The sequence below is a fragment of the Paenibacillus sp. FSL P4-0081 genome (assembly GCF_000758565.1).
GTDB lineage: Bacteria > Bacillota > Bacilli > Paenibacillales > Paenibacillaceae > Paenibacillus_AQ > Paenibacillus_AQ phytohabitans.
Window position 1 is genome coordinate 1709223 of sequence record NZ_CP009280.1, and the last position, 19012, is coordinate 1728234.

Below are 19012 nucleotides of genomic sequence, written 5' to 3' on the forward strand. Positions count from 1 at the left end.
TGGCAGGCTTCCATTAAGAAATACGACCGGGTAGGATTGTGTAGCAGGAGGAGCGAATAGATTTAGTACCAAAAAAAGATGCAGGGGGATTTCAATGACACAGTTTTATCTCATTCGGCATGGTGAACCCGAGTGGAACATCAATGAGCAGTACAAATTAAAGGGCCATGGCCGGGATCTGGTACCTCTTACGGAAGCAGGAGTGAACCAGGTATATTGGACAGCAAAGGATGAGCGTTTAAAAGAAGCAGAAGTGATTGTCTCTTCTCCCTACACGAGAGCACTTCAAACGGCCGCTATTTTATCCAAGGAACTCGGTTTAGACATAAAGGTTGAATTGGATTTAAGGGAATGGCAGCCTGACTTAACCTTCGAATATGATTCCCTGGAGCGGCTTGCAGAGCTGGGGAACGATTATGATACTAATCATGGAGTGTATCCTCCCGGGGTAACCAAGCTTTGGGAGTCCAAAGAACTGCTGAAGAACCGCATTGAGAAGGTAATTGACAGATATCTCGGATATAAAAAAGTGATCATTACCGGACACGGCATGGCTTTTCGTACCCTGGTAGGAGAGGTGGAAGAAATTCCGCATGCTTCGATTACCGGATATAATAAAACGCAGGCTGTAATAGAAACAACGCAATTGTAATTGGTGGTATCCGGTGTTAATATCAGAAATGAGATGCCTATAAAGGAGCATAAACCGTATCATGTGGATGACTCTGTAAAGATTAACAAGTCTAAAGAATGCCTGTGATAGTGAACGCGCTATTGTATTAGGCATGTCTTTCTTTAATCTTACAGGGTATGCAGGATAAGGTGTATCATAAAGCCACTTCTGCGGATACCTTTGGGTATCCGCTTTATTTTTGAGGGAATAACGCATCTCCCTTGATTCTTACCTGCCTATCCTCCTGAAAATGAATGGAGGAACTACTATATGCAAACTAAATTGATCTTAATTGAGGGCTTACCGGGCTCCGGGAAATCAACTACGGCTCAGCTGGTGCAAGAAATTCTTACGGAGAGAAATCTTAAGGCCAGGCTATTCCTTGAAGGAAATTTGGATCATCCTGCTGATTATGATGGAGTCGCTTGTCTAGATGAAGTTGAATACGATGATCTATTGAGCGCCTATGAGGAATTTAGGGATTTATTAAGCCCATATACATGGAATCAAGGAAATAGTTATTTCGTGGAATACCGGAAACTAATCAATGAACACGGTTCAAGTATTCCAAATGAAATGCTGGATACTTTGGTGAAGCATGATGTGTATGAATTGCCGCTAGACCGAAACAGGGAACTGATTACGGCAAAATGGAAGCAGTTTGCGGAGAGTACCTTAAATGACGCAGACCTTTATATTTTCGATTGTTGCTTCATACAGAATCCTGTAACCATGGGAATGATCAAACATGATGCCGCCAAGGAAGACGTCACAAGTTATGTTATCGAACTGGCAGCCATTGTAGAAGTGCTGAATCCGCTTCTGATATACGTTGACCAGAACGATCTTGATTACTCCTTCGGCAAGGCTGTTGAAGAAAGACCCCGGGAATGGTCAGACGGGTTTATTGACTATTACACCAAACAAGGGTTTGGCAAGAAACAGGGGTATATCGGGTTTGAAGGAACTCTGAAGGTGCTTAAGGCAAGAAGGGGACTGGAAGAAAGGATCTTTAACGGCGTAAATATAGCTAAGACAAAAGTGAACAATTCTTCATATGATTTAGATGTGTACAGAGAGGTTTTAGTGAAGATATTATCAGAACATTTTGGCCTGGAAAAAGAATCTGTTTAGTACGGCTTAACTTAAGAGCCATCAGACTCGTGAATCTATTGCAGAAAGTCCAATCAGGGATGACCGATACCGTTCTCAAGCAGAGAGCCTAGCAAATAATTGTATTTCGTGCAGTTAAAATACGGCGAAAAGCCGGATGAGCAGGGATAACTGTATTCTGTACAATTAAATTAGAGAATAATGCGCTTTTATGGCATAGGAGCATTTTATAAGTGTATAGAGTGCAATTAAAACTCCTTCTGCGCAGAAAAAGATCGTTTTAGTTGTACATTTTACAGTTAAAGCTTGAGGGGGAGTCTCATACCGGGATGCGCAATTCCGCGGGGATCCTGCAGAAAATACAGCAATAGTTGCTGCTGCAATGTCAATCAGGTGGAGACACCCTGGGTAGCAGCAGAACTTTGGCAGCATAAGCGAAAGCGAGGTACGCCGTCAGAGACGTCGTACCTCGCTTTATTTTGGATACATACCGATTTAAGCTACTGACATTTCTCAGCATTTTCACTGCGGGTTACACGAATGGTCAGCCAGGTCACCAGAGTCAAAGCTCCATTGAAGCTAATTCGCCGTAGGCTGAAGCCGTATGGAGCCGGCAGGGAGGTGGCGGGCAAGCCAGTCCAGCACATCGGCGGTGACCTCATCCCGGTTGACCTCGTTCAGCATCTCATGCCTGCCTTCAGGGTACAGCTTGCACTCTACGTCCTGTATTCCCTGCCTGCGGTACAGTTCGGCCAGACGCTTCACCCCTTGACCGTTCATCCCCACGGGGTCTTTCTCCCCGGCGAAAAGATAGACAGGTTTATCTCTGCACAAGGTTCGCAGGGTGGCCCTGGTATGAAGCTCCCGCAGCATATGGAAGAAATCCCGGAAGAAGCGGGTAGTGCAGATCGCCCCGCAGAACGGGTCGGAGATGAAGTGGTCCACCTCCACCGGGTCTCTGCTAAGCCAGTCAAAGGCGGTCCTGACAGGAGAGAAGGCACGGTTATAAGCGCCAAAGACAATGCCGTTCAACAATACGCTGCGATGGTGGTCTCCCTGCAGCCTTAGCTGCATTGCCGACAGCGATTCTGCCAGCCGCAGCATGCTCCGCGGACCGTTGGTACCGCTGAGAATGAAGCCGCTGTAAATTTCATTACCTTCTTCGCACATCAGCTTCTGGGCCAGGAAGGAGCCCATGCTATGGGCGAACAGGTAAATCGGCACATGCTGATGCCGGGAGCAGGCGATTCCCGCAAGCTGCAGCAGATTGCGGCGCATCCAGTAGAAACCGTTCTCCCCGGTATCGCCTAGCAGATTGACTTGGCCGGCGGTGAGGCCATGGCCCCGGTGGTCATTGGCATACACCGCATAACCGGCTGCGGTGAGCGCGGACGCAAAACGGGCATAACGCGCAGCCGTTTCACACATGCCGTGAGAGATCTGCACGATCCCTCTGACGTCAGCTCCAGCTTCCGGCAACCATTCATAGACATGGATTTTGACACCTAGTGGATCGGTCATCGTAAAAGTGTTCTCTGTCATCGCCGTCCTCCTGAAAGTTAAATTCAGCAATCCTAGCGTAAGAGTACTTCGTTAAACTAAATCTGCCCGGTATACCAGTTATGGTTGCTTACGGCAGATAAGAGCGGAGAACCGTGGACATGCCTTCGATGCCGTAGGCGCCGAGGCTGGACGGGAGCAGGTAGCATTCGCCTGCTGCATAAGGCTGGGAGCCGCCTTCCCAGATCAGGTGGCCGCTGCCTTCACAGATCACCAGAATAGTGAAGCTGTCGTCCGTGGTGGCAAGCTGCCATTCACCGGCGACCACACCTTTTTCAACGATGAAATAAGGGGAGGAGGCGATTTGCAGCCATTCACCGGCCACTGCACCGTCTGTCTTCATCGAGGTCGCGCCTGCACCTTCATAGGCAGTAACATTCAGGGAATCCTCAATATGCAGCTCGCGCGGTTTGCCGTCCAGGCCGGGACGGTCGTAATCATAAATCCGGTATGTAGTGTCGGAGTTCTGCTGGATTTCGGCTACAACGACACCTGCGCACAAGGCGTGAACGGTGCCTGCGGGAATATAGAAAGAATCTCCTGCCGCTACAGTCACTTCCTGAAGGCTGTCCATAACGGTCCCGTTCTCAAGTGCATCCTGCAGAACCTCGCGGGTTACGCCTTCTTTCAGACCGTAGATAATTTTGGCGCCCGGCTTGGCATCCAGCACGTACCACATTTCTGTTTTGCCCAGTTCGCCCTTGGGTAATCCGGCATAATCATCAGTAGGGTGTACCTGTACGGAAAGATTGTCATTGCAATCGAGCAGCTTGATCAGCAGCGGGAATCTTCCGCCGTCTTCCGTAATGCCCTTGCTGCCGAACCATTCATGTCCGAACTGCTCACGGATGGCATCCAGACCTAGTCCGGCGAGCTCGCCGTTCACAACAGAAGAGGTTCCGTTCGGGTGGTCAGCGATCATCCAGCCTTCGCCGATATGGCCTTCAGGCAGCTCCAGGCCGAATTTCTCCAGCGCACGGCCTCCCCAGACACGTTCTTTGAACTCCGGCTGAAATTTCAGAGGATATGGTTTTGTCATTACAACATCTTCCTTCCTGATTATAGAATGTTTAAGACTTAATATTTAAACGGTACATCGGACTATAACCCAATAAGTAACCGGTCAAACGCTGGTCAGACCCTGGTCAATCAAGCCGGATCATATGTGACACGCTTAAGCTCACACATTATTGGCAGCATCATGGTTATGTTGTACTTATTACAACATTGATTGAGCGATACCAGGGTGATTGGCAGCATTGTTGTACAAAATACAAGAATTTTGCCGCTAAAATACTTGCAGGAGGAGAAATGCTGCCTTTTGTACAACAATTTGGATGGGAATCGCTATTTATGAAGTAAATGTTGTATTTCGTGCAGGATTTGTAGGACTGTGCGCCGGCTGGAAGAACTCAAGCTTCTCGCTGTCCGGTCCCTCGAAGAAGAAATAGCGGCTGCCGTTCGCGAGCTCTGAAATACCGGTCAGTGCCGGGATGCCGAGTCCGGCAAGTCTTCTGTGCTCTTCCTCAATGTCATCGACTGTGAAGGCGGTATGGCTTACCCGTCCTTCCTGCGGCAGACCCTCGAATGCCCGTTCAATCAGTTCAATCTCAACACTGGCCTGTCCGGGGAAGCTGAGAAAGGCGAGACGCACTTCATCTCCAGGCTGGCCCAGAATACCCTGAAGCGTCAAGCCGATGACCTCCTGGTAAAATTGCAGTGAACGCTCAAGAATGTCCACTTTAATGCCGACATGCTCCATTTTGGTTACTGCCATTTAGTGATCAGCTCCTTTTTTCTTCTCTACAGCTACAACATACGGGGCAGAATCGCGCTGCAGCTGGCGGTACACGATGGATTGCGCGTCCGGCTGGGCCAGTCCGGCGGCCCAGGCTTCCACGGCGGCAGCTTCACGGCCGCCGCCTTCGTGGCCGGGATACAGCACGGCCGTGATGATCCCGCCCGGGCGCAGCAGCAGCAGCGCGGCCTCCAGCGCGGCCAGCGTGCTCTCCGGCTCGGTGATGATGGTCTTGTCGGCATCGCCCGCAGGCAGATAGCCGAGGTTGAACATCACCGCCGAGACCGTTCCGCGCCAATCGGGCGGAACGGCTTCAGCCATTGCTGCATGGCTCCGCTGCAGCAGCGTTACGGGAGACAGCGCAGCAGGCGCTTCCTCCCGGGCCAGCCGCAGGCGCTCTCCGGCAAGAGCCAGCGCCGCGTGCTGGATGTCGAAGCCGTAGACCCCGCCGCGCGGCCCCGCCGCCTTGGCGAGGAACAGGGTGTCGCTACCTGTGCCCACGGTGGCGTCAATGGCCCGTCCGCCGGGGGAGAGCCGCTCGGCGGTTAATTTATGAGCAAAGCTAAGGACGGACATGAAGCCCATTAGCCCTTCCTCCAATACTTACCCTGCCAGGTATCACGGGCAATCAGCTCGTGGTCAATGGCATTCAGAACTTCCCACTTCTTCAGGCTCCACATCGGGCCAACCAGGGAATCACGCGGAGCATCGCCGGTCAGGCGGTGGACAATCATGTCCGGCGGCAGAATCTCCAGCGAGTCGGCAATCAGCTTCACATACTCATCCTGCTCCAGGAATCGCAGCAGGCCGGCTTCGTACTGCTTCACCATCGGCGTTTTGCGCATGAGGTGAAGCAGGTGGATTTTGATCCCCTGCACGCCCATGTTGGCAACAGCAGATACAGTCTCCAGCATCATCTCATGCGTTTCCTGCGGAAGCCCGTGAATGATATGGGTGCAGACCCGGATACCGTGACGGCGGAGCTTCGCAACGGCTTCGGTATAACAGGCTGTATCATGCGCCCGGTTAATCAGATCGGAGGTGGACTGGTGGATGGTCTGAAGACCCATCTCCACCCACAGATAGGTGCGCTTGTTCAGATCGGCAAGGTATTCGACCACATCATCGGGCAGGCAGTCCGGCCGGGTAGCAATGGCGAGACCGACCACACCCGGCTGCTGCAGGATAACCTCATAATATTCCCTTAGCTCCTCAACGGGAGCGTACGTATTAGTGTAGGCCTGGAAATAGCCGATATATTTGGCGTTTGGCCATTTCAAGTGCTGGCGGTCACGTACATTGTTGAACTGGGTAACCAGATCATCGCGGCGGCTTCCGGCGAAATCACCAGACCCTCTGGCGCTGCAGAAAGTGCAGCCTCCTTTGGCGATGGAACCGTCACGGTTTGGACAGGTGAAGCCGGCATCCAGCATGACCTTGAACACCTTGGTATCCATCTGATCACGCATTTCATAGTTCCAGGTATGGAACCGTTTATCCCCCCACAGAAGCGGAGAGGAGGTCTGTAGAAGATTAGACATGTGCAGCTCCTTTCATTAACCTTCCCATTGTATCAAAAATCAAAGAAGAGCGTAACAATTACTCCCGGAAATCCGGCGGAAAAGAGCTAGAAATAGGCAGGAAACAGCCGGGATTTCGCTTGTAAATGCTTACACAATATGTTATATTTAAAGTGTAAAAAAGCCGCTGCAGCAACCACAATCACATTTTTGAATTCATAATTTCGTGTCGTCCGGTCCATAATAAACCATAGAGGTGATAACGATGAATTCTCCAACGGTGTTTCCCGATAATAAAGGTTCGATTGATGTGCAGCTGACTCCCGATGAGGCCCTTGCCCTGACAGGCGTGGAATTTAACGGCAACCACAAGATTAAGACCGAAGCGCAGCGCAAGATCCGCAGTGCCTTCGAGAAGACATTTGATTTTAACGCTCCGGCAAGGTAGACTATGTACTGTTGAAAAGTGGACCCCAATTCCAAATACAACAAAAAGGGATTTTCCAACCGGCCTTTTTAAGGCTGGACGGGGAATCCTTTTTTTTGAATTTTTGCAGGGATATTTTCAGCTTCCTGCTTAAATCCCTTTACTTTTGACGGCAAGTTCGGCACAATATTGCAAGTGGCAGTTATCCTAGAGACTGCGACGAAATAAAGTACCGCTAATTTGTTGACAAAACTCCCAAAACCGTGGAGATTTTGTCAACAAAAGCGGGTACTAATTTCCTCGCAGCTCCCTATTCACAGATAATGCAATAAGAGATAAGCGGAGGAATACCTAATGCGTTTACGCGGAAGAAAAGGAATACGTGAAAGCCTTGAGGAGCAGACTGACCTGGTCATCCTTGATCCACGCAGCCTGAAGGGCCGTTGGTCGGAGCTTTTCGGCAATGATCATCCGATTCATGTGGAGTTCGGAATGGGCAAGGGGCAGTTCATCAGCCAGATGAGCTTCAAATATCCCGGTATCAATTTTATCGGCGTTGATATGTACGATGAACTGGTCCGGCGTGCAGCCGAGAAGGCCAGAAATGTGTGGGAGCCGGCAGGGGAAGAGACGCCGCCGAACGTCAGAGTGGCACTGGCCAATATCGATTATGCGGAGGAAGTATTTGCTCCGGGTGAACTGGAGCGGATCTACCTGAATTTCAGCGATCCGTGGCCGAAGAGTAAGCATGCCCGCCGGCGTCTGACGCATCCGCGTTTTCTCGACAAATACCGCGGGCTGCTTAGTCCGCTTGGCGAAATCCACCTGAAGACGGATTCCCGCAGCCTGTTTGAATTCTCCCTGAATGCTTTTGCCGACTATGGTCTGCAGATGAAGAACATTTCCCTTGATCTGCATGAAGGCGGCGTGATCAATGAAGAGCATGTCATGACGGAATATGAAACCAAATTTTACGGACGCGGTGTGAACATTCAGCGCTGCGAGGCCATTGTCGGGGAAGAGGCGCTGAAGCAGTATCAGGCCTCCCGGCTGGACAAATACCGCCTGTAGTCCTTTCGACATTATTAGCTGTATAGTGCAAATGGCAGTCCGGGGAATTCTCCCTGGGCTGCCATTTGCCGTTTATCATCCAATATAAGGAGGTGTATGCCTTAGGTCCCATTGTTCTATAAGAATGCGGGGGCTATTCCAGCATGTCAATGATGCTCTGGGCGCTTTGCAGCGGGTTGAACCGGGAAATCTCCTCCAGATGGGCTTGGCGTTTGGCCCGCACATCCCCGTAGTCGCCCAGCAGCCGTTCCATCCAACGGTCGACCACATCGAGGGAGCTTATCGGTTCCCCGAAGCCGGCGGCCGTGAAATAACGGCAGTTTTCTTCTTCCTGCCCCGGCAGCGGTGAATGGAAGAGCATAGGGATGCCCTTGGCCAATCCTTCGCTGCAGGTCATTCCGCCGGGCTTGGTGACCAGCAGGTCCGAGACCTCCATGAGCTTATCGACTTCACGGGTGAAGCCCAGCAGCTTGATGTTGGGGTGGCTGTAGCGCGGGTCTTCCTGCATTCCGCGCAGCAGCTTGTCATTCTGTCCGAGGCAGAACACAAGCTGCACCTTCTCCCGCCAGCCGGCGAGGGCTTCGTTCACCACCTCATCGTTCATCATGCCCCAGCCGCCGCCCATGACCATGACCGTAGGCATGTTCCGGAGGCTGAACTGCTTCTGGATCTCTTCCCGGCCGGGATGTTCCCAGAAATCGGGATGTACCGGCATACCGGTTACCCGGATTTTGGCGGCAGCAACACTGCGGCGGCGGAGCTTGGCCTTGACCTCCGGTGTAGAGACCAGATAACGGTCTACTTCAGGACTGATCCAGCTGGCATGGGCGTCGTAATCCGTGATGACTGTGATCAGCGGCGCTTTCAGCGACGGGTCCAGCCGTTTCAGCCGGGAAACCACAGCGCCGGGAATGAAATGAGTGCAGACGATGATGTCCGGCTTCAGCTGCTTCACAATATTTTGCGTATGCGTATAAAATATGCGGTGCAGGGCAAGTGTGGTAAGACGATTGAATGATTTCTGGTGCCGGTAGACATAGCCCATCAGCCGGGGCTGGGAGATCACCGTTTTGCGGTAGGCAGAGACAATGATCGGCGCCATCTTGGGATTGAGGAAGCTTCCGAGCTCCAGCACCTTCGTCTGCACATCAGGCGACAATTTGCGCAGGCTGCTCGACAGCGCGTATGCTGCCTGGGTATGCCCTGCGCCGAAACCTTCCGACAGCAATAATACTCTTTTTTTGCGCAATGTATAGTTCACCTGTTCTTTAGTGGTATTCAGGGGTCCGCAGCCGGGAGGGCGTCAGACCCATAGCGCAAGCGTGCCTGCGGCAACGCCGGAGCCGATTACCGCACCAGCGATGACATCGGACGGATAATGCAGCCCGAGATAGATCCGGGAGAAGCCGACCGTGCAGGCGAGCGGAAGCAAGATATAGGTCAGGGCAGGGTAGGCCATCATATAAGGAACCGTAGAGGCGAAGATAGCTGTAGTATGGCCTGAAGGAAAAGAATGATCCTTAAGCGGATTATGAAACGTATTGGTGCCCGGCAGCGCCAGATAAGGCCGCATGCGCGGATAGAGCTTTTTGGCAACGGCAACGGGCAGATGGCTTACAGCCAGTGCTGTCAGTGCCTGCAGTCCTGTAGTTCTCCATGGCTGTGGACACAGTGCCCAGATCAGAATATTGATACCGATGGAGCTCGTAGCTCCTCCGAGATGAGTGAGGTACCAGAGCCAGAAGTTCAGAAAACGGTTGTGCAGCCGTCCGTTAATCCATTGAAAGAGAAGCCGCTCCAAGAGATGCAGTTTCTTGAAAAAAGGTCTCATATCTTGTCCCTCCGTTAGTCCGGCTAAAGATATTTGGCGCAGCTTAAGCAGCAGGTTCCAAGACCTGAAGCTGTCTTTATCATACTTTTTTAAGGCAGTCCATTTCAAGAAAAAGCTCGGAATCACTCGAAAAATGCCAGTTTTGACTTGTGTACCCCAATGCGTCTACAATGATTCAAGCAGGAAGATCCCGTTTATAAGGTAACAGAGAAATAAGGATTCGGCCATGATCCGGATACCATGTTCATATCTTAGGAACGGGGCTATATACAATTCGGAAGCCTGCCCGAGAAAAAGGGATAATTCTTGTCTGCTGTAAGGGATGCAACAAAAGGGTCAGAAAGAACGTTAACAAGCCTGAGAGAGAAAGAGAACATCTAGACTTGGAAAAGGGGGCATCAAAAGATCATGACAGACGCATTGTTTGTTACGCTCCAAGTGATCTTGGCGGCAATTGCAGTTTATCAGTTTGCATTCTCACTGTTTGGGCTGCACAAGAAAAAGAACAAGGTTAAGTATGCGCCGCAAAAGTCATTTGCCGTACTGGTTGCCGCGCACAACGAGGAAGAAGTAGTCGGCGCGTTAATGGAAAATCTGAAGCAGCTTAATTATCCCCAGGAACTGTACGATGTATTTGTCATCTGCGATAACTGTACGGATAATACAGCAGCCATCGTACGGGAGCACGGCATGAATGCCTGTGTACGTACCAACACGAATCTTCGCGGAAAAGGTTATGCTATCGAGTGGATGCTCAAGGAGCTGTGGGCGCTGCCCCGCCAGTATGATGCTGTCGTGATGTTTGATGCCGACAACCTCGCGCATACCGAATTCCTGACCGAAATGAATAATGATCTATGCTCAGGCGGCCGTGTAATTCAAGGTTATATCGATACCAAGAATCCGGAGGATTCATGGATTACCGCTGCTTACGGCGTATCCTACTGGTACATCAACCGGCTCTGGCAGCTGTCGCGCCATAATCTGAATATGGCCAACTTCCTCGGCGGAACAGGCATGTGCTTCGAGACGAACCTGCTCAAAGAGATGGGCTGGGGGGCCACAAGTCTGGTGGAGGATTTGGAATTCACCATGCGCAGCGCTTCTAAGGGTGTGTATCCAAGATTCAACTATGATGCCAAAGTCTTCGATGAGAAGCCGCTTACGTTCAAGGCTTCCTCCAGACAGCGTCTGCGGTGGATGCAGGGGCATTTCACAGTCGCCCGCCGTTATTTCTTCCCTTTGCTGTGGCAGAGCATCAAAGAACGCAGCCTGACGAAGTTTGACTTGGCGCTCTATGGAGCGAACGTCTACATTGTGCTGCTGACGTTCCTGATGACGGCGGTAATGTGGATCGACAACTCCATGTTCGATGGTCCGCACATTGCTAATATTTACGGTCATTTGCCGCTCTGGCTGAGCTACTTTGCCATTGGCGCCAATATTCTGACCTTCCTGCTGGCCATGGCGCTGGAGAAGGTGAAGTTCAAGAAGGTATATCTGTACCTCCTGGCCTTCCCGGTTTATCTGCTCTCGTGGTACCCCATTACGTTCTACGCGTTCTTCACGCAGAACAACAAGCAATGGAGCCATACCAAGCACACGCGTGTGGTGCGGCTTGAGGAAGTGCAGAGCAAGCAAGTGTAGTATAATGCCTGATTGTTATCTAAGTATTTTTTGGGGAAGATATTGACACCGTTCGCTCAGTGTTGTATAGTATTCAAGTATGCAAAACATAGGGATTGCAAGCAGAAGCACCGGCTTCTCACCTGAACGGCTAAATTGCCGGCTGGTTTTGATCTCAATGCTTTATGAATGGTTATAATTCATGAACGTTGATCAAACGGGGTGTCGGGGAGTTACCGGCATCCCTTTTTTATGGAGAACCGCATTACAAGAAGATCCGGAGGTGGAGTATTATCAGTAAGGAACATATGATCAATGATGAAATTCGGGCCAAAGAGGTCCGGCTGGTTGGAGCAGAAGGTGAACAAATCGGGATCAAACCGATCCGCGAGGCGTTGCAGATGGCGATCGATCTTAATCTTGATTTAGTCAATGTAGCACCGCAGGCGAAACCGCCGGTATGCCGCATCATGGATTACGGCAAGTTCCGTTATGAAACGCAGAAGAAAGAGAAGGAAGCGCGCAAGAACCAGAAGATCGTGGATATCAAGGAAGTCTGGTTCCGTGCTAACATTGAAGAACATGATTATCAGACCAAGTTCCGCAATGTTATCAAGTTCCTGGGCGAAGGCGATAAAGTGAAGTGCTCCGTTCGTTTCCGCGGACGTGAGATTACCCATGCGAGTATCGGCCAGAAGATCCTGGAGCGTGTGAAGAACGAAGTGGAAGATATTTCTGTTGTTGAGCGCCAGCCTAAGCTGGAAGGCCGCAGCATGATTATGATTTTGGCTCCTAAAGCCCAATAATCCTGGAGTCACTTGCACAGCAATTTGGCGCCGCATAATATTCAAGGAGGAAACACCATGCCTAAAATGAAAACACATAGCAGCCTGAAAGGCCGCTTTAAGATCACTGGAACTGGTAAAGTATTGCGTTACAAAGCTCACAAGAACCACTTGCTGTCCCACAAATCGAAACGCGCAAAACGCGTATTGAACGGCAATCCAGTAATGGCCCCTGGGGATGTAAGACGTTTGAAACAAGGACTTGCTAACTTGAAATAGTTAATTACACATTTTTGGGAGGTTTATTAATATGGCAAGAGTTAAAGGCGGATTTGTAGTTCGTCGTAGACATAAAAAAGTATTGAAACTGGCAAAAGGTTACTTCGGTTCCAAGCACCGCATTTTCAAAACAGCTAAAGAGCAAGTAATGAAATCGATGGTTTATGCTTACCGTGACCGTCGTCAGACTAAACGTAACTTCCGCAGACTGTGGATCGTTCGTATCAACGCTGCAGCGCGTTTGAACGGTCTTTCCTATAGCAAGCTTGTATACGGCCTGAAATTGGCTGGCGTAGAAGTGAACCGTAAGATGCTGGCTGATCTGGCAGTGAATGATCTGAACGCATTCAACTCCCTGGCTGTAGTTGCCAAAGAGAAGATCAACGCGTAAGAATGATATAAACCGAAAAGCACCGCCTGCGGGATGTCCCGCGTGACGGTGCTTTTTTGTGCCGTAAGGCTGAGCTGCTGCTCCCTGCTATATTGAAGGAACAGAATTCCGGAGAGTGCTATTCCCAGTACTTTGTTGTGCTAAGCTGTGAAGCCAGCTTCTTGCTGCTGGCGCGTCTGATCTTGCGCAGCTCCGAACGCTCGTTGGCCGATTGGCAGATCAGCTTCTCTTCCTCAGTCTCGGCAATGATGGCCGGAACAGGGGATGGAGTGCCATCTTCATGGACTGCAACGAAGGTAAGGAACGATGTAGCCGCAACAGCACGTTCACCTGTATAGAGGTTCTCCGAGATGATTTTGACGAATACCTCGATGCTGGTGCGTCCCGTCCAGGAGACGAAGGATTCGAAGCAGACAGAATCAGTTGGCCTGATCGGTAGAAGGAAGTCTACAGAATCAGCGGAGGCGGTTACCACATTCGTACGGCAGTGGCGCATGGCCGAGATAGAGGCAACTTCATCAATTGTGCTCATCAGTTTGCCGCCGAACAATGTTTTGTGGTTGTTAACATCATTCGGGAAGACACGGCCGGTTTTGAATACGCGGGATTCGTGGCAGTATTTAGAGGCCGGTACAACTTGAGGTTTGTTTTCTTGATCCATTTCAGTAACTCCCTTTGCGAACAATATGTAAACATTCATGATAATAGAAAAGCCATCACTGTGCAATAATAACGTTAATGCGCGGGTATCACAAGATGAATTTCGAGGTTTCCTGACACCTACCATACATAGCGGTTACATGCCATGTCATGGTAAGCGGTTTCTTGTTGAAAAATGCAAATTATTATTGACCTGAGGTCATTAATAGACTGGATTTTAGCTTTTTTTGCAGGTATAATTTGTTCTAATGGTATGTCCAAGCAGAACACAGAAGACATCCAATTTTCTAAGGGGGATCACATTCGATGAAGAAGTTTTACCAACTATCTTTAGTTATGGTTATGGCATTCACTGTTATTTTGGCAGGATGCGGAAACAATAACAACGCAAACACCAATGCTGGAGCAGCAACTACTGCACCAACCACAGATGCAGCAGCAACAGAAGCACCAGCAGCAACTGAGGCTCCTAAGGCTGTCAAACTCGGTCTCGTAACTGACGTGGGCGGCGTTAATGACAAATCCTTTAACCAATCCGCTTGGGAAGCCCTGCAGGCTCTGGAAACAGAATCTGGCGCTGAAATCAAATACCTGCAAAGTAAATCCAATGCAGACTATGAGCCAAACCTTAACCAATTCGTTAAAGGCGGCTATGATCTGACTTGGGGTATCGGTTTTGACCTTGGCGATGCAGTATTGAAGGTTGCTAATGAGAACCCGACTGCTAACCTGGCAATCATTGACAGCGTAGTAGAAGCTCCTAACGTTGAATCTGTTACGTTTGCTGAGAACGAAGGATCCTTCCTGGTAGGTGTTGTTGCAGGTCTGACAACCAAAACTAACAAAGTAGGCTTCATCGGCGGTATGGAAAGCCCGGTTATCAAACGTTTCGAAGTTGGCTTCAAAGCCGGCGTAGAAGCTGTAAACCCTAAGGCAGAAGTGAAGATTACTTATGCAGGTGCTTATGACAAGCCAGATACTGGTAAATCCCTGGCTGCAACCCTGTATGATGCAGGCAATGACATCATCTTCCCGGCTGCCGGCGCTACAGGTAACGGCGTATTCAATGAAGCTAAATCCCGCAACAAAGCTGGCGGTACTAAAGTATGGGTTATCGGCGTAGACAAAGACCAATCCCTGGAATTTGGCGACGACGTAACTTTGACTTCCATGATCAAACGTGTTGATGAAGCGGTTAAGAAGGTTTCCCAACAAGTGGTTGACGGAACATTCAAAGGCGGCACTACAACTGTTCTTAGTCTGAAAGACAACGGCGTAGGCCTTCCTGAAACATCCAAGGCTAACGTTTCTGCAGAAATCCTGGCTAAAGTTGACGAGTACAGCAAACAAATCATCGATGGAACAATCACTGTTCCTTCCGAGTAATTCTTTGCATCACCTTTACTGGATTTAACCATATCAAGAAACAAGGCCGGTTACTTGAGCTGGCCTTGTTCTCTGTTACAACATTTGTTATAGGTATACACAGCGGTACCGTCCTGCATAGGGCGGTACAGCCGTGTCTATAAGGCAGTATTATATATTCTGTGATGAGGGTGATACCATGAGTGCTGCGGCTCCTGTCGTAGAGTTGAAGCAAATCACAAAACGCTTTCCCGGTATTGTCGCGAATGACTCTATCAGTCTGACGCTGGAAAAAGGCGAGATACATGCACTGCTTGGTGAGAATGGGGCAGGCAAATCAACCTTGATGAATATCGTATTCGGACTGTACCAGCCCGATGAAGGCAGCATCGAAATCGACGGGAAACCGGTTATTATCGATAACCCCAATAAGGCTATTGAGCTTGGCATTGGTATGGTTCACCAACATTTCAAGCTAGTAGAGCCTTTTACGGTAACCGAGAACATTGTTCTTGGCATGGAACCGAAAAAAGGTCTTAAAATCGACTATAAATCCGCTGCGGAGCAGGTTCGTAAGCTATCGGAGCAGTACGGTCTTCAAGTCAATCCAAATGCCAAAATTCATGACATTTCGGTAGGCATGCAGCAACGGGTAGAGATTATGAAAACCCTGTACCGCGGAGCGGATATACTTATATTCGACGAGCCTACCGCTGTACTTACGCCCCAGGAAATTACTGAACTGATGGCGATTATGAAGCGGCTCGTTGCCGAAGGCAAGTCCATTATACTTATTACCCATAAGCTGAAAGAAATTATGCAGATTTCCGACCGTGTAACCATTATCCGGCGGGGCAAGGTAATTGATACCGTTAAGACCTCCGGCACGAATCCGAACGAGCTGGCCGAAAAAATGGTCGGACGCGGTGTTACCTTCAAAGTAGACAAGCAGCCGGCACATATTGGTGAAGGCATCCTGAAGCTGTCTGATGTCAGAAGTAAAAGCAAGGATGGGGTCCCTGTGCTGAATGGCCTCAGCTTTGAAGTGAAAGCGGGCGAGATTCTGGGGATTGCAGGCGTCGACGGCAACGGACAAAGTGAGCTTATTCAGGCGATTACCGGTTTGCGCAAGATCGATTCCGGTTCAATTACAGTTTCGGGCAAGGAAATTACCAACCTCTCTCCGCGTAAGGTGTCTGAAATGAATGTCTCCCATATCCCGGAAGACCGGCACAAGCATGGACTGGTACTTGATTTCACTGTAAGTGAGAATATGGTGCTGGAAACGTATTATAAGAGCCCGTACAATCAGAACGGATTCTTGAATAAGGTTGTTATCAACAAGCATGCAGAAGATCTGGTGAAGCAATTCGATGTGCGTACGCCTTCAATTGAGAACAAAGCCCGGTCATTATCCGGCGGTAATCAACAGAAAGCGATTATTGCGCGGGAAATAGACAAAAATCCGACGCTCCTGATTGCAGCACAGCCTACACGCGGCCTTGATGTCGGAGCCATTGAATTTGTTCAGAAGCAGCTGATTGCCCAGCGTGACCAGGGCAAAGCCGTATTGCTGATCTCTTTTGAACTGGACGAAATTATGAATGTATCCGACAGAATTGCCGTTATTTATGAAGGGCAGATTGTCGGAGAAGTATTCCCGCAGGATACGAATGACCAGGAACTGGGTCTGATGATGGCGGGCAGCTTGAAGCGGGGAGGCCACGCGGATGTCTAGAATCAAAAAAATATTCGCTACAGACACCTACATTATTCCGCTTATTGCGATTCTGTTGGGTTTCCTGGTCGGCGCTATCGTTATGCTGATTGGCGGATACGATCCGGTTGCAGCCTACTCAGCGTTATTCAAACGTGTATTCGGCAGTCCATACGATTTCGGTGAAGCTGTGCGCGAGATGACTCCGCTAATGTTCACAGGTCTCGCGGTAGCCTTTGCTTTCCGTTCAGGGATGTTCAACATTGGCGCGGATGGCCAGGTGATGATCGGCATGACGGCTGCCTCAGTAGTCGGCATCAAGCTTGGCGGCGTATTGCCTGCATTCCTGCTTGTACCTCTTGCGGTGATTGCAGCGGGTGTATGCGGCGGACTTTGGGCGGGGATTGCCGGTTACCTGAAGGCCAAACGCGGAATCAACGAAGTTATTACTACGATCATGTTGAACTGGATTGCGCTCTTCCTGTCGAACTATATTGTCCGGACCTTCCTGCTCTTACAGGGACAGAACCGTTCGGAAGATAACCCGGCATCGCTGTCGATGACCTTCCTGTTCTCCACATTCGACAATGCCCGTCTGCACTGGGGAACGGTTATTGCCCTTGCAGCAGCTACATTCTTCTACGTCTATTTGTGGAAAACCAAGCAAGGTTACGAAATGCGTGCGGTAGGTTTAAACCCGCATGCTGCAGAATATGCAGGTATGAATGTAGGACGCAATGTGATCAAAGCGATGTTCATCAGTGGTGTGTTCGCCGGATTGGCGGGAGCTGGTGAGGTACTGGGTGTGTTCCATTATCAATCGGTATTCGCGGCATCACCTGGTTATGGATTCGATGGTATCGCTGTGGCTCTGCTCGGGCTGACTCATCCGCTCGGCGTCATTCTCGCTGCTATTCTATACGGTACGCTTACGTATGGTTCTGCAGGGATGAGCTTTGGTGCTGATGTACCTCCGGAGTTGATCCGAATTGTCATCGGTTCAATTATTTTCTTCATTGCTGCGCAAGGCATTGTACGCTGGGTGCTCAAACCGTTTTACTTCAAGCGCAAGAAAGAGAAGGTGTTATAGATGGAAGTCTTAGGCCAACTGCTCAATACAACGCTTGTTTTTTCCACGGCGCTTATATTTGCCGCCCTTGGCGGCATCTTCTCTGAACGATCCGGTGTCGTCAACATCGGACTTGAAGGCTTGATGATGTTTGGTGCATTTGCTGCAGCAGTAGGCGGGTACTATGCTCAGGAAGCAGGAATGGGTGAATGGGCGCCATGGGTTGGTGTGCTTAGTGCCATGGCTGTGGGTGTGATTGGTTCACTGATTCATGCGGTGGCTTCGATAACCTTCAAGGCCGATCAGACGATAAGTGGTACGGTCATCAACTTCCTTGCCGCAGGCAGTACACTGTACATGGTTAAGCTAATCTTCGACGGATCCGGTGAAACTCCGCTGATCGACGGTTTTAGCAAAGTAGCCATTCCCGGACTTTCCAAGATACCAGTGATCGGAGAAGGGATTTTTAATTCCTATCCAACGACCTACTTAGCGATTATATTGGTAGTTGTTATTTATTTCGTCCTGTTCAAAACTCCGTTTGGACTCCGTCTGCGTGCAGTCGGTGAACATCCGAGTGCAGCAGATACACTTGGTGTAAATGTAAACAAGATGAGATATATTGGTGTAATGCTTAGCGGCCTGCTGGCTGGTATCGGCGGAGCTACGATTACTTTGACAACTACCGGTACGTTTGCACACAATACCATCTCCGGACAAGGCTTCATTGCCATTGCGGCGATGATCTTCGGTAAATGGAATCCGCTCGGTGCTTTCGGAGCAGCCGTATTCTTCGGTCTGTCCCAGGCCATCCGTAACTATGTGCAATTGTTTGAATGGTCCAAGAGTATCCCGCAGGAATTCATTTTCATGATTCCTTATGTACTAACCATCATCGTCCTGGTCAGTGCAGTCGGACGTTCTTCGGCACCTAAGGCTTTGGGGGAACCATACGATCCGGGCAAACGCTAGGGTCGGTATCTCCTGTTTAATTCTTTTTCGTTGCAGAGCGCATTTCCGGTTATCCGGAAATGCGTTTTTTTGTTAGCGGTGATGCTGCTCCTTCATGATTCGGGCAGGACAGATGTACAGGCAAATACCGGCCGAGGCGAATAGACTGCTTAAGA

Annotated in this window: 20 protein-coding genes; 12 read left to right on the forward strand and 8 right to left on the reverse strand. The window is 49.9% G+C overall.

Annotated features, from left to right (window positions below; genetic code table 11):
- Positions 1 to 94 precede the first annotated feature (94 nt).
- Together P40081_RS07405 and P40081_RS07410 are read left to right on the forward strand one after the other, a co-directional pair.
- Positions 95 to 652, forward strand: coding sequence for a histidine phosphatase family protein (locus P40081_RS07405; protein WP_042134473.1), 558 nt, complete (start codon positions 95 to 97; stop codon positions 650 to 652).
- A 291-nt stretch (positions 653 to 943) separates the two neighbouring features.
- Complete coding sequence (locus tag P40081_RS07410; RefSeq protein ID WP_042134474.1) at positions 944 to 1807, forward strand: P-loop NTPase family protein; 864 nt, start codon at positions 944 to 946, stop codon at positions 1805 to 1807.
- Positions 1808 to 2365: 558 nt separating this feature from the next.
- On the opposite strand, the gene P40081_RS07415 is transcribed toward P40081_RS07410, so the two are convergent.
- The 5 genes from P40081_RS07415 to P40081_RS07435 all read right to left on the reverse strand — a co-directional run bounded on the left by P40081_RS07415 (position 2366) and on the right by P40081_RS07435 (position 6685).
- Entirely contained in the window at positions 2366 to 3328 is a 963-nt protein-coding gene (locus tag P40081_RS07415) for an alpha/beta fold hydrolase (RefSeq protein WP_042134475.1), read from the reverse strand.
- 88 nt (positions 3329 to 3416) lie between these two features.
- A complete protein-coding gene (locus P40081_RS07420) occupies positions 3417 to 4385 on the reverse strand; it encodes a type I phosphomannose isomerase catalytic subunit (protein ID WP_042134476.1) in 969 nt (322 codons plus the stop codon).
- Between the two features lie 312 nt (positions 4386 to 4697).
- Positions 4698 to 5123 carry a VOC family protein gene (locus P40081_RS07425; protein ID WP_042134477.1) on the reverse strand — a complete coding sequence of 142 codons (426 nt, stop codon included), beginning with the start codon at positions 5121 to 5123 and terminating at the stop codon, positions 4698 to 4700.
- Positions 5124 to 5729, reverse strand: a complete 606-nt coding sequence (locus P40081_RS07430; RefSeq protein ID WP_042134478.1) for a tRNA 5-(aminomethyl)-2-thiouridylate-methyltransferase MnmM — start codon at positions 5727 to 5729, stop codon at positions 5124 to 5126.
- On the reverse strand, positions 5729 to 6685 hold the full coding sequence (locus P40081_RS07435) for a tRNA modification radical SAM protein MnmL/YtqA (RefSeq protein WP_039301554.1): 957 nt from the start codon (positions 6683 to 6685) through the stop codon (positions 5729 to 5731). The genes P40081_RS07430 and P40081_RS07435 overlap by 1 nt, the downstream gene beginning before the upstream one ends.
- 244 nt (positions 6686 to 6929) lie before the next feature.
- Here P40081_RS07435 and P40081_RS07440 point away from each other — a divergent pair, with 244 nt between their 5' ends.
- Both P40081_RS07440 and trmB read left to right on the forward strand, forming a co-directional pair.
- Complete coding sequence (locus P40081_RS07440) at positions 6930 to 7112, forward strand: hypothetical protein (protein WP_039301551.1); 183 nt, start codon at positions 6930 to 6932, stop codon at positions 7110 to 7112.
- 333 nt (positions 7113 to 7445) lie between these two features.
- Positions 7446 to 8162, forward strand: coding sequence for a tRNA (guanosine(46)-N7)-methyltransferase TrmB (trmB, locus tag P40081_RS07445; protein ID WP_042134479.1), 717 nt, complete (start codon positions 7446 to 7448; stop codon positions 8160 to 8162).
- Positions 8163 to 8295: 133 nt separating this feature from the next.
- Here trmB and P40081_RS07450 read toward each other — a convergent pair whose 3' ends face one another.
- A complete protein-coding gene (locus tag P40081_RS07450; protein WP_042134480.1) occupies positions 8296 to 9411 on the reverse strand; it encodes a UDP-N-acetylglucosamine--LPS N-acetylglucosamine transferase in 1116 nt (371 codons plus the stop codon).
- 54 nt (positions 9412 to 9465) lie between these two features.
- Complete coding sequence (locus P40081_RS07455; protein ID WP_039301542.1) at positions 9466 to 9993, reverse strand: phosphatase PAP2 family protein; 528 nt, start codon at positions 9991 to 9993, stop codon at positions 9466 to 9468.
- Positions 9994 to 10401: 408 nt separating this feature from the next.
- On the opposite strand from P40081_RS07455, the gene P40081_RS07460 reads away from it, so the two are divergent.
- From P40081_RS07460 to rplT, 4 genes are all read left to right on the forward strand, one after another.
- Complete coding sequence (locus P40081_RS07460; protein WP_042134481.1) at positions 10402 to 11640, forward strand: glycosyltransferase family 2 protein; 1239 nt, start codon at positions 10402 to 10404, stop codon at positions 11638 to 11640.
- A gap of 287 nt (positions 11641 to 11927) precedes the next feature.
- Entirely contained in the window at positions 11928 to 12425 is a 498-nt protein-coding gene (gene infC, locus P40081_RS07465) for a translation initiation factor IF-3 (RefSeq protein WP_039301536.1), read from the forward strand.
- A 57-nt stretch (positions 12426 to 12482) separates the two neighbouring features.
- A complete protein-coding gene (gene rpmI / locus P40081_RS07470; RefSeq protein ID WP_036696104.1) occupies positions 12483 to 12683 on the forward strand; it encodes a 50S ribosomal protein L35 in 201 nt (66 codons plus the stop codon).
- A 31-nt stretch (positions 12684 to 12714) separates the two neighbouring features.
- Positions 12715 to 13074, forward strand: coding sequence for a 50S ribosomal protein L20 (rplT, locus tag P40081_RS07475; RefSeq protein WP_036649386.1), 360 nt, complete (start codon positions 12715 to 12717; stop codon positions 13072 to 13074).
- Positions 13075 to 13192: 118 nt separating this feature from the next.
- Here the strand turns inward: rplT and P40081_RS07480 are convergent, their stop codons facing one another.
- Positions 13193 to 13735 carry an acyl-CoA thioesterase gene (locus tag P40081_RS07480; RefSeq protein ID WP_039301523.1) on the reverse strand — a complete coding sequence of 181 codons (543 nt, stop codon included), beginning with the start codon at positions 13733 to 13735 and terminating at the stop codon, positions 13193 to 13195.
- Positions 13736 to 14040: 305 nt separating this feature from the next.
- Between P40081_RS07480 and P40081_RS07485 the strand changes: the two genes are divergently transcribed.
- From P40081_RS07485 to P40081_RS07500, 4 genes are all read left to right on the forward strand, one after another.
- Positions 14041 to 15120, forward strand: a complete 1080-nt coding sequence (locus P40081_RS07485; RefSeq protein ID WP_042134482.1) for a BMP family lipoprotein — start codon at positions 14041 to 14043, stop codon at positions 15118 to 15120.
- A gap of 178 nt (positions 15121 to 15298) precedes the next feature.
- Positions 15299 to 16837, forward strand: a complete 1539-nt coding sequence (locus P40081_RS07490; protein WP_042134483.1) for an ABC transporter ATP-binding protein — start codon at positions 15299 to 15301, stop codon at positions 16835 to 16837.
- Positions 16830 to 17906 carry an ABC transporter permease gene (locus P40081_RS07495; RefSeq protein ID WP_039301514.1) on the forward strand — a complete coding sequence of 359 codons (1077 nt, stop codon included), beginning with the start codon at positions 16830 to 16832 and terminating at the stop codon, positions 17904 to 17906. Before P40081_RS07490 ends, P40081_RS07495 begins: the two co-directional genes overlap by 8 nt.
- Positions 17907 to 18857, forward strand: coding sequence for an ABC transporter permease (locus P40081_RS07500; protein WP_042134484.1), 951 nt, complete (start codon positions 17907 to 17909; stop codon positions 18855 to 18857).
- Positions 18858 to 19012: the final 155 nt, after the last annotated feature.

What these genes read in the sequence shown, in the direction of transcription:
- P40081_RS07405 (WP_042134473.1), top strand. Translation starts at nt 95, where the DNA reads ATGACACAGTTTTATCTCATTCGGCATGGTGAACCCGAGTGGAACATC.
- P40081_RS07410 (WP_042134474.1), top strand. Translation starts at nt 944, where the DNA reads ATGCAAACTAAATTGATCTTAATTGAGGGCTTACCGGGCTCCGGGAAA.
- P40081_RS07415 (WP_042134475.1), bottom strand. Translation starts at nt 3,328, where the DNA reads ATGACAGAGAACACTTTTACGATGACCGATCCACTAGGTGTCAAAATC.
- P40081_RS07420 (WP_042134476.1), bottom strand. Translation starts at nt 4,385, where the DNA reads ATGACAAAACCATATCCTCTGAAATTTCAGCCGGAGTTCAAAGAACGT.
- P40081_RS07425 (WP_042134477.1), bottom strand. Translation starts at nt 5,123, where the DNA reads ATGGCAGTAACCAAAATGGAGCATGTCGGCATTAAAGTGGACATTCTT.
- P40081_RS07430 (WP_042134478.1), bottom strand. Translation starts at nt 5,729, where the DNA reads ATGGGCTTCATGTCCGTCCTTAGCTTTGCTCATAAATTAACCGCCGAG.
- P40081_RS07435 (WP_039301554.1), bottom strand. Translation starts at nt 6,685, where the DNA reads ATGTCTAATCTTCTACAGACCTCCTCTCCGCTTCTGTGGGGGGATAAA.
- P40081_RS07440 (WP_039301551.1), top strand. Translation starts at nt 6,930, where the DNA reads ATGAATTCTCCAACGGTGTTTCCCGATAATAAAGGTTCGATTGATGTG.
- trmB (WP_042134479.1), top strand. Translation starts at nt 7,446, where the DNA reads ATGCGTTTACGCGGAAGAAAAGGAATACGTGAAAGCCTTGAGGAGCAG.
- P40081_RS07455 (WP_039301542.1), bottom strand. Translation starts at nt 9,993, where the DNA reads ATGAGACCTTTTTTCAAGAAACTGCATCTCTTGGAGCGGCTTCTCTTT.
- P40081_RS07460 (WP_042134481.1), top strand. Translation starts at nt 10,402, where the DNA reads ATGACAGACGCATTGTTTGTTACGCTCCAAGTGATCTTGGCGGCAATT.
- infC (WP_039301536.1), top strand. Translation starts at nt 11,928, where the DNA reads ATGATCAATGATGAAATTCGGGCCAAAGAGGTCCGGCTGGTTGGAGCA.
- rpmI (WP_036696104.1), top strand. Translation starts at nt 12,483, where the DNA reads ATGCCTAAAATGAAAACACATAGCAGCCTGAAAGGCCGCTTTAAGATC.
- rplT (WP_036649386.1), top strand. Translation starts at nt 12,715, where the DNA reads ATGGCAAGAGTTAAAGGCGGATTTGTAGTTCGTCGTAGACATAAAAAA.
- P40081_RS07480 (WP_039301523.1), bottom strand. Translation starts at nt 13,735, where the DNA reads ATGGATCAAGAAAACAAACCTCAAGTTGTACCGGCCTCTAAATACTGC.
- P40081_RS07485 (WP_042134482.1), top strand. Translation starts at nt 14,041, where the DNA reads ATGAAGAAGTTTTACCAACTATCTTTAGTTATGGTTATGGCATTCACT.
- P40081_RS07490 (WP_042134483.1), top strand. Translation starts at nt 15,299, where the DNA reads ATGAGTGCTGCGGCTCCTGTCGTAGAGTTGAAGCAAATCACAAAACGC.
- P40081_RS07495 (WP_039301514.1), top strand. Translation starts at nt 16,830, where the DNA reads ATGTCTAGAATCAAAAAAATATTCGCTACAGACACCTACATTATTCCG.
- P40081_RS07500 (WP_042134484.1), top strand. Translation starts at nt 17,907, where the DNA reads ATGGAAGTCTTAGGCCAACTGCTCAATACAACGCTTGTTTTTTCCACG.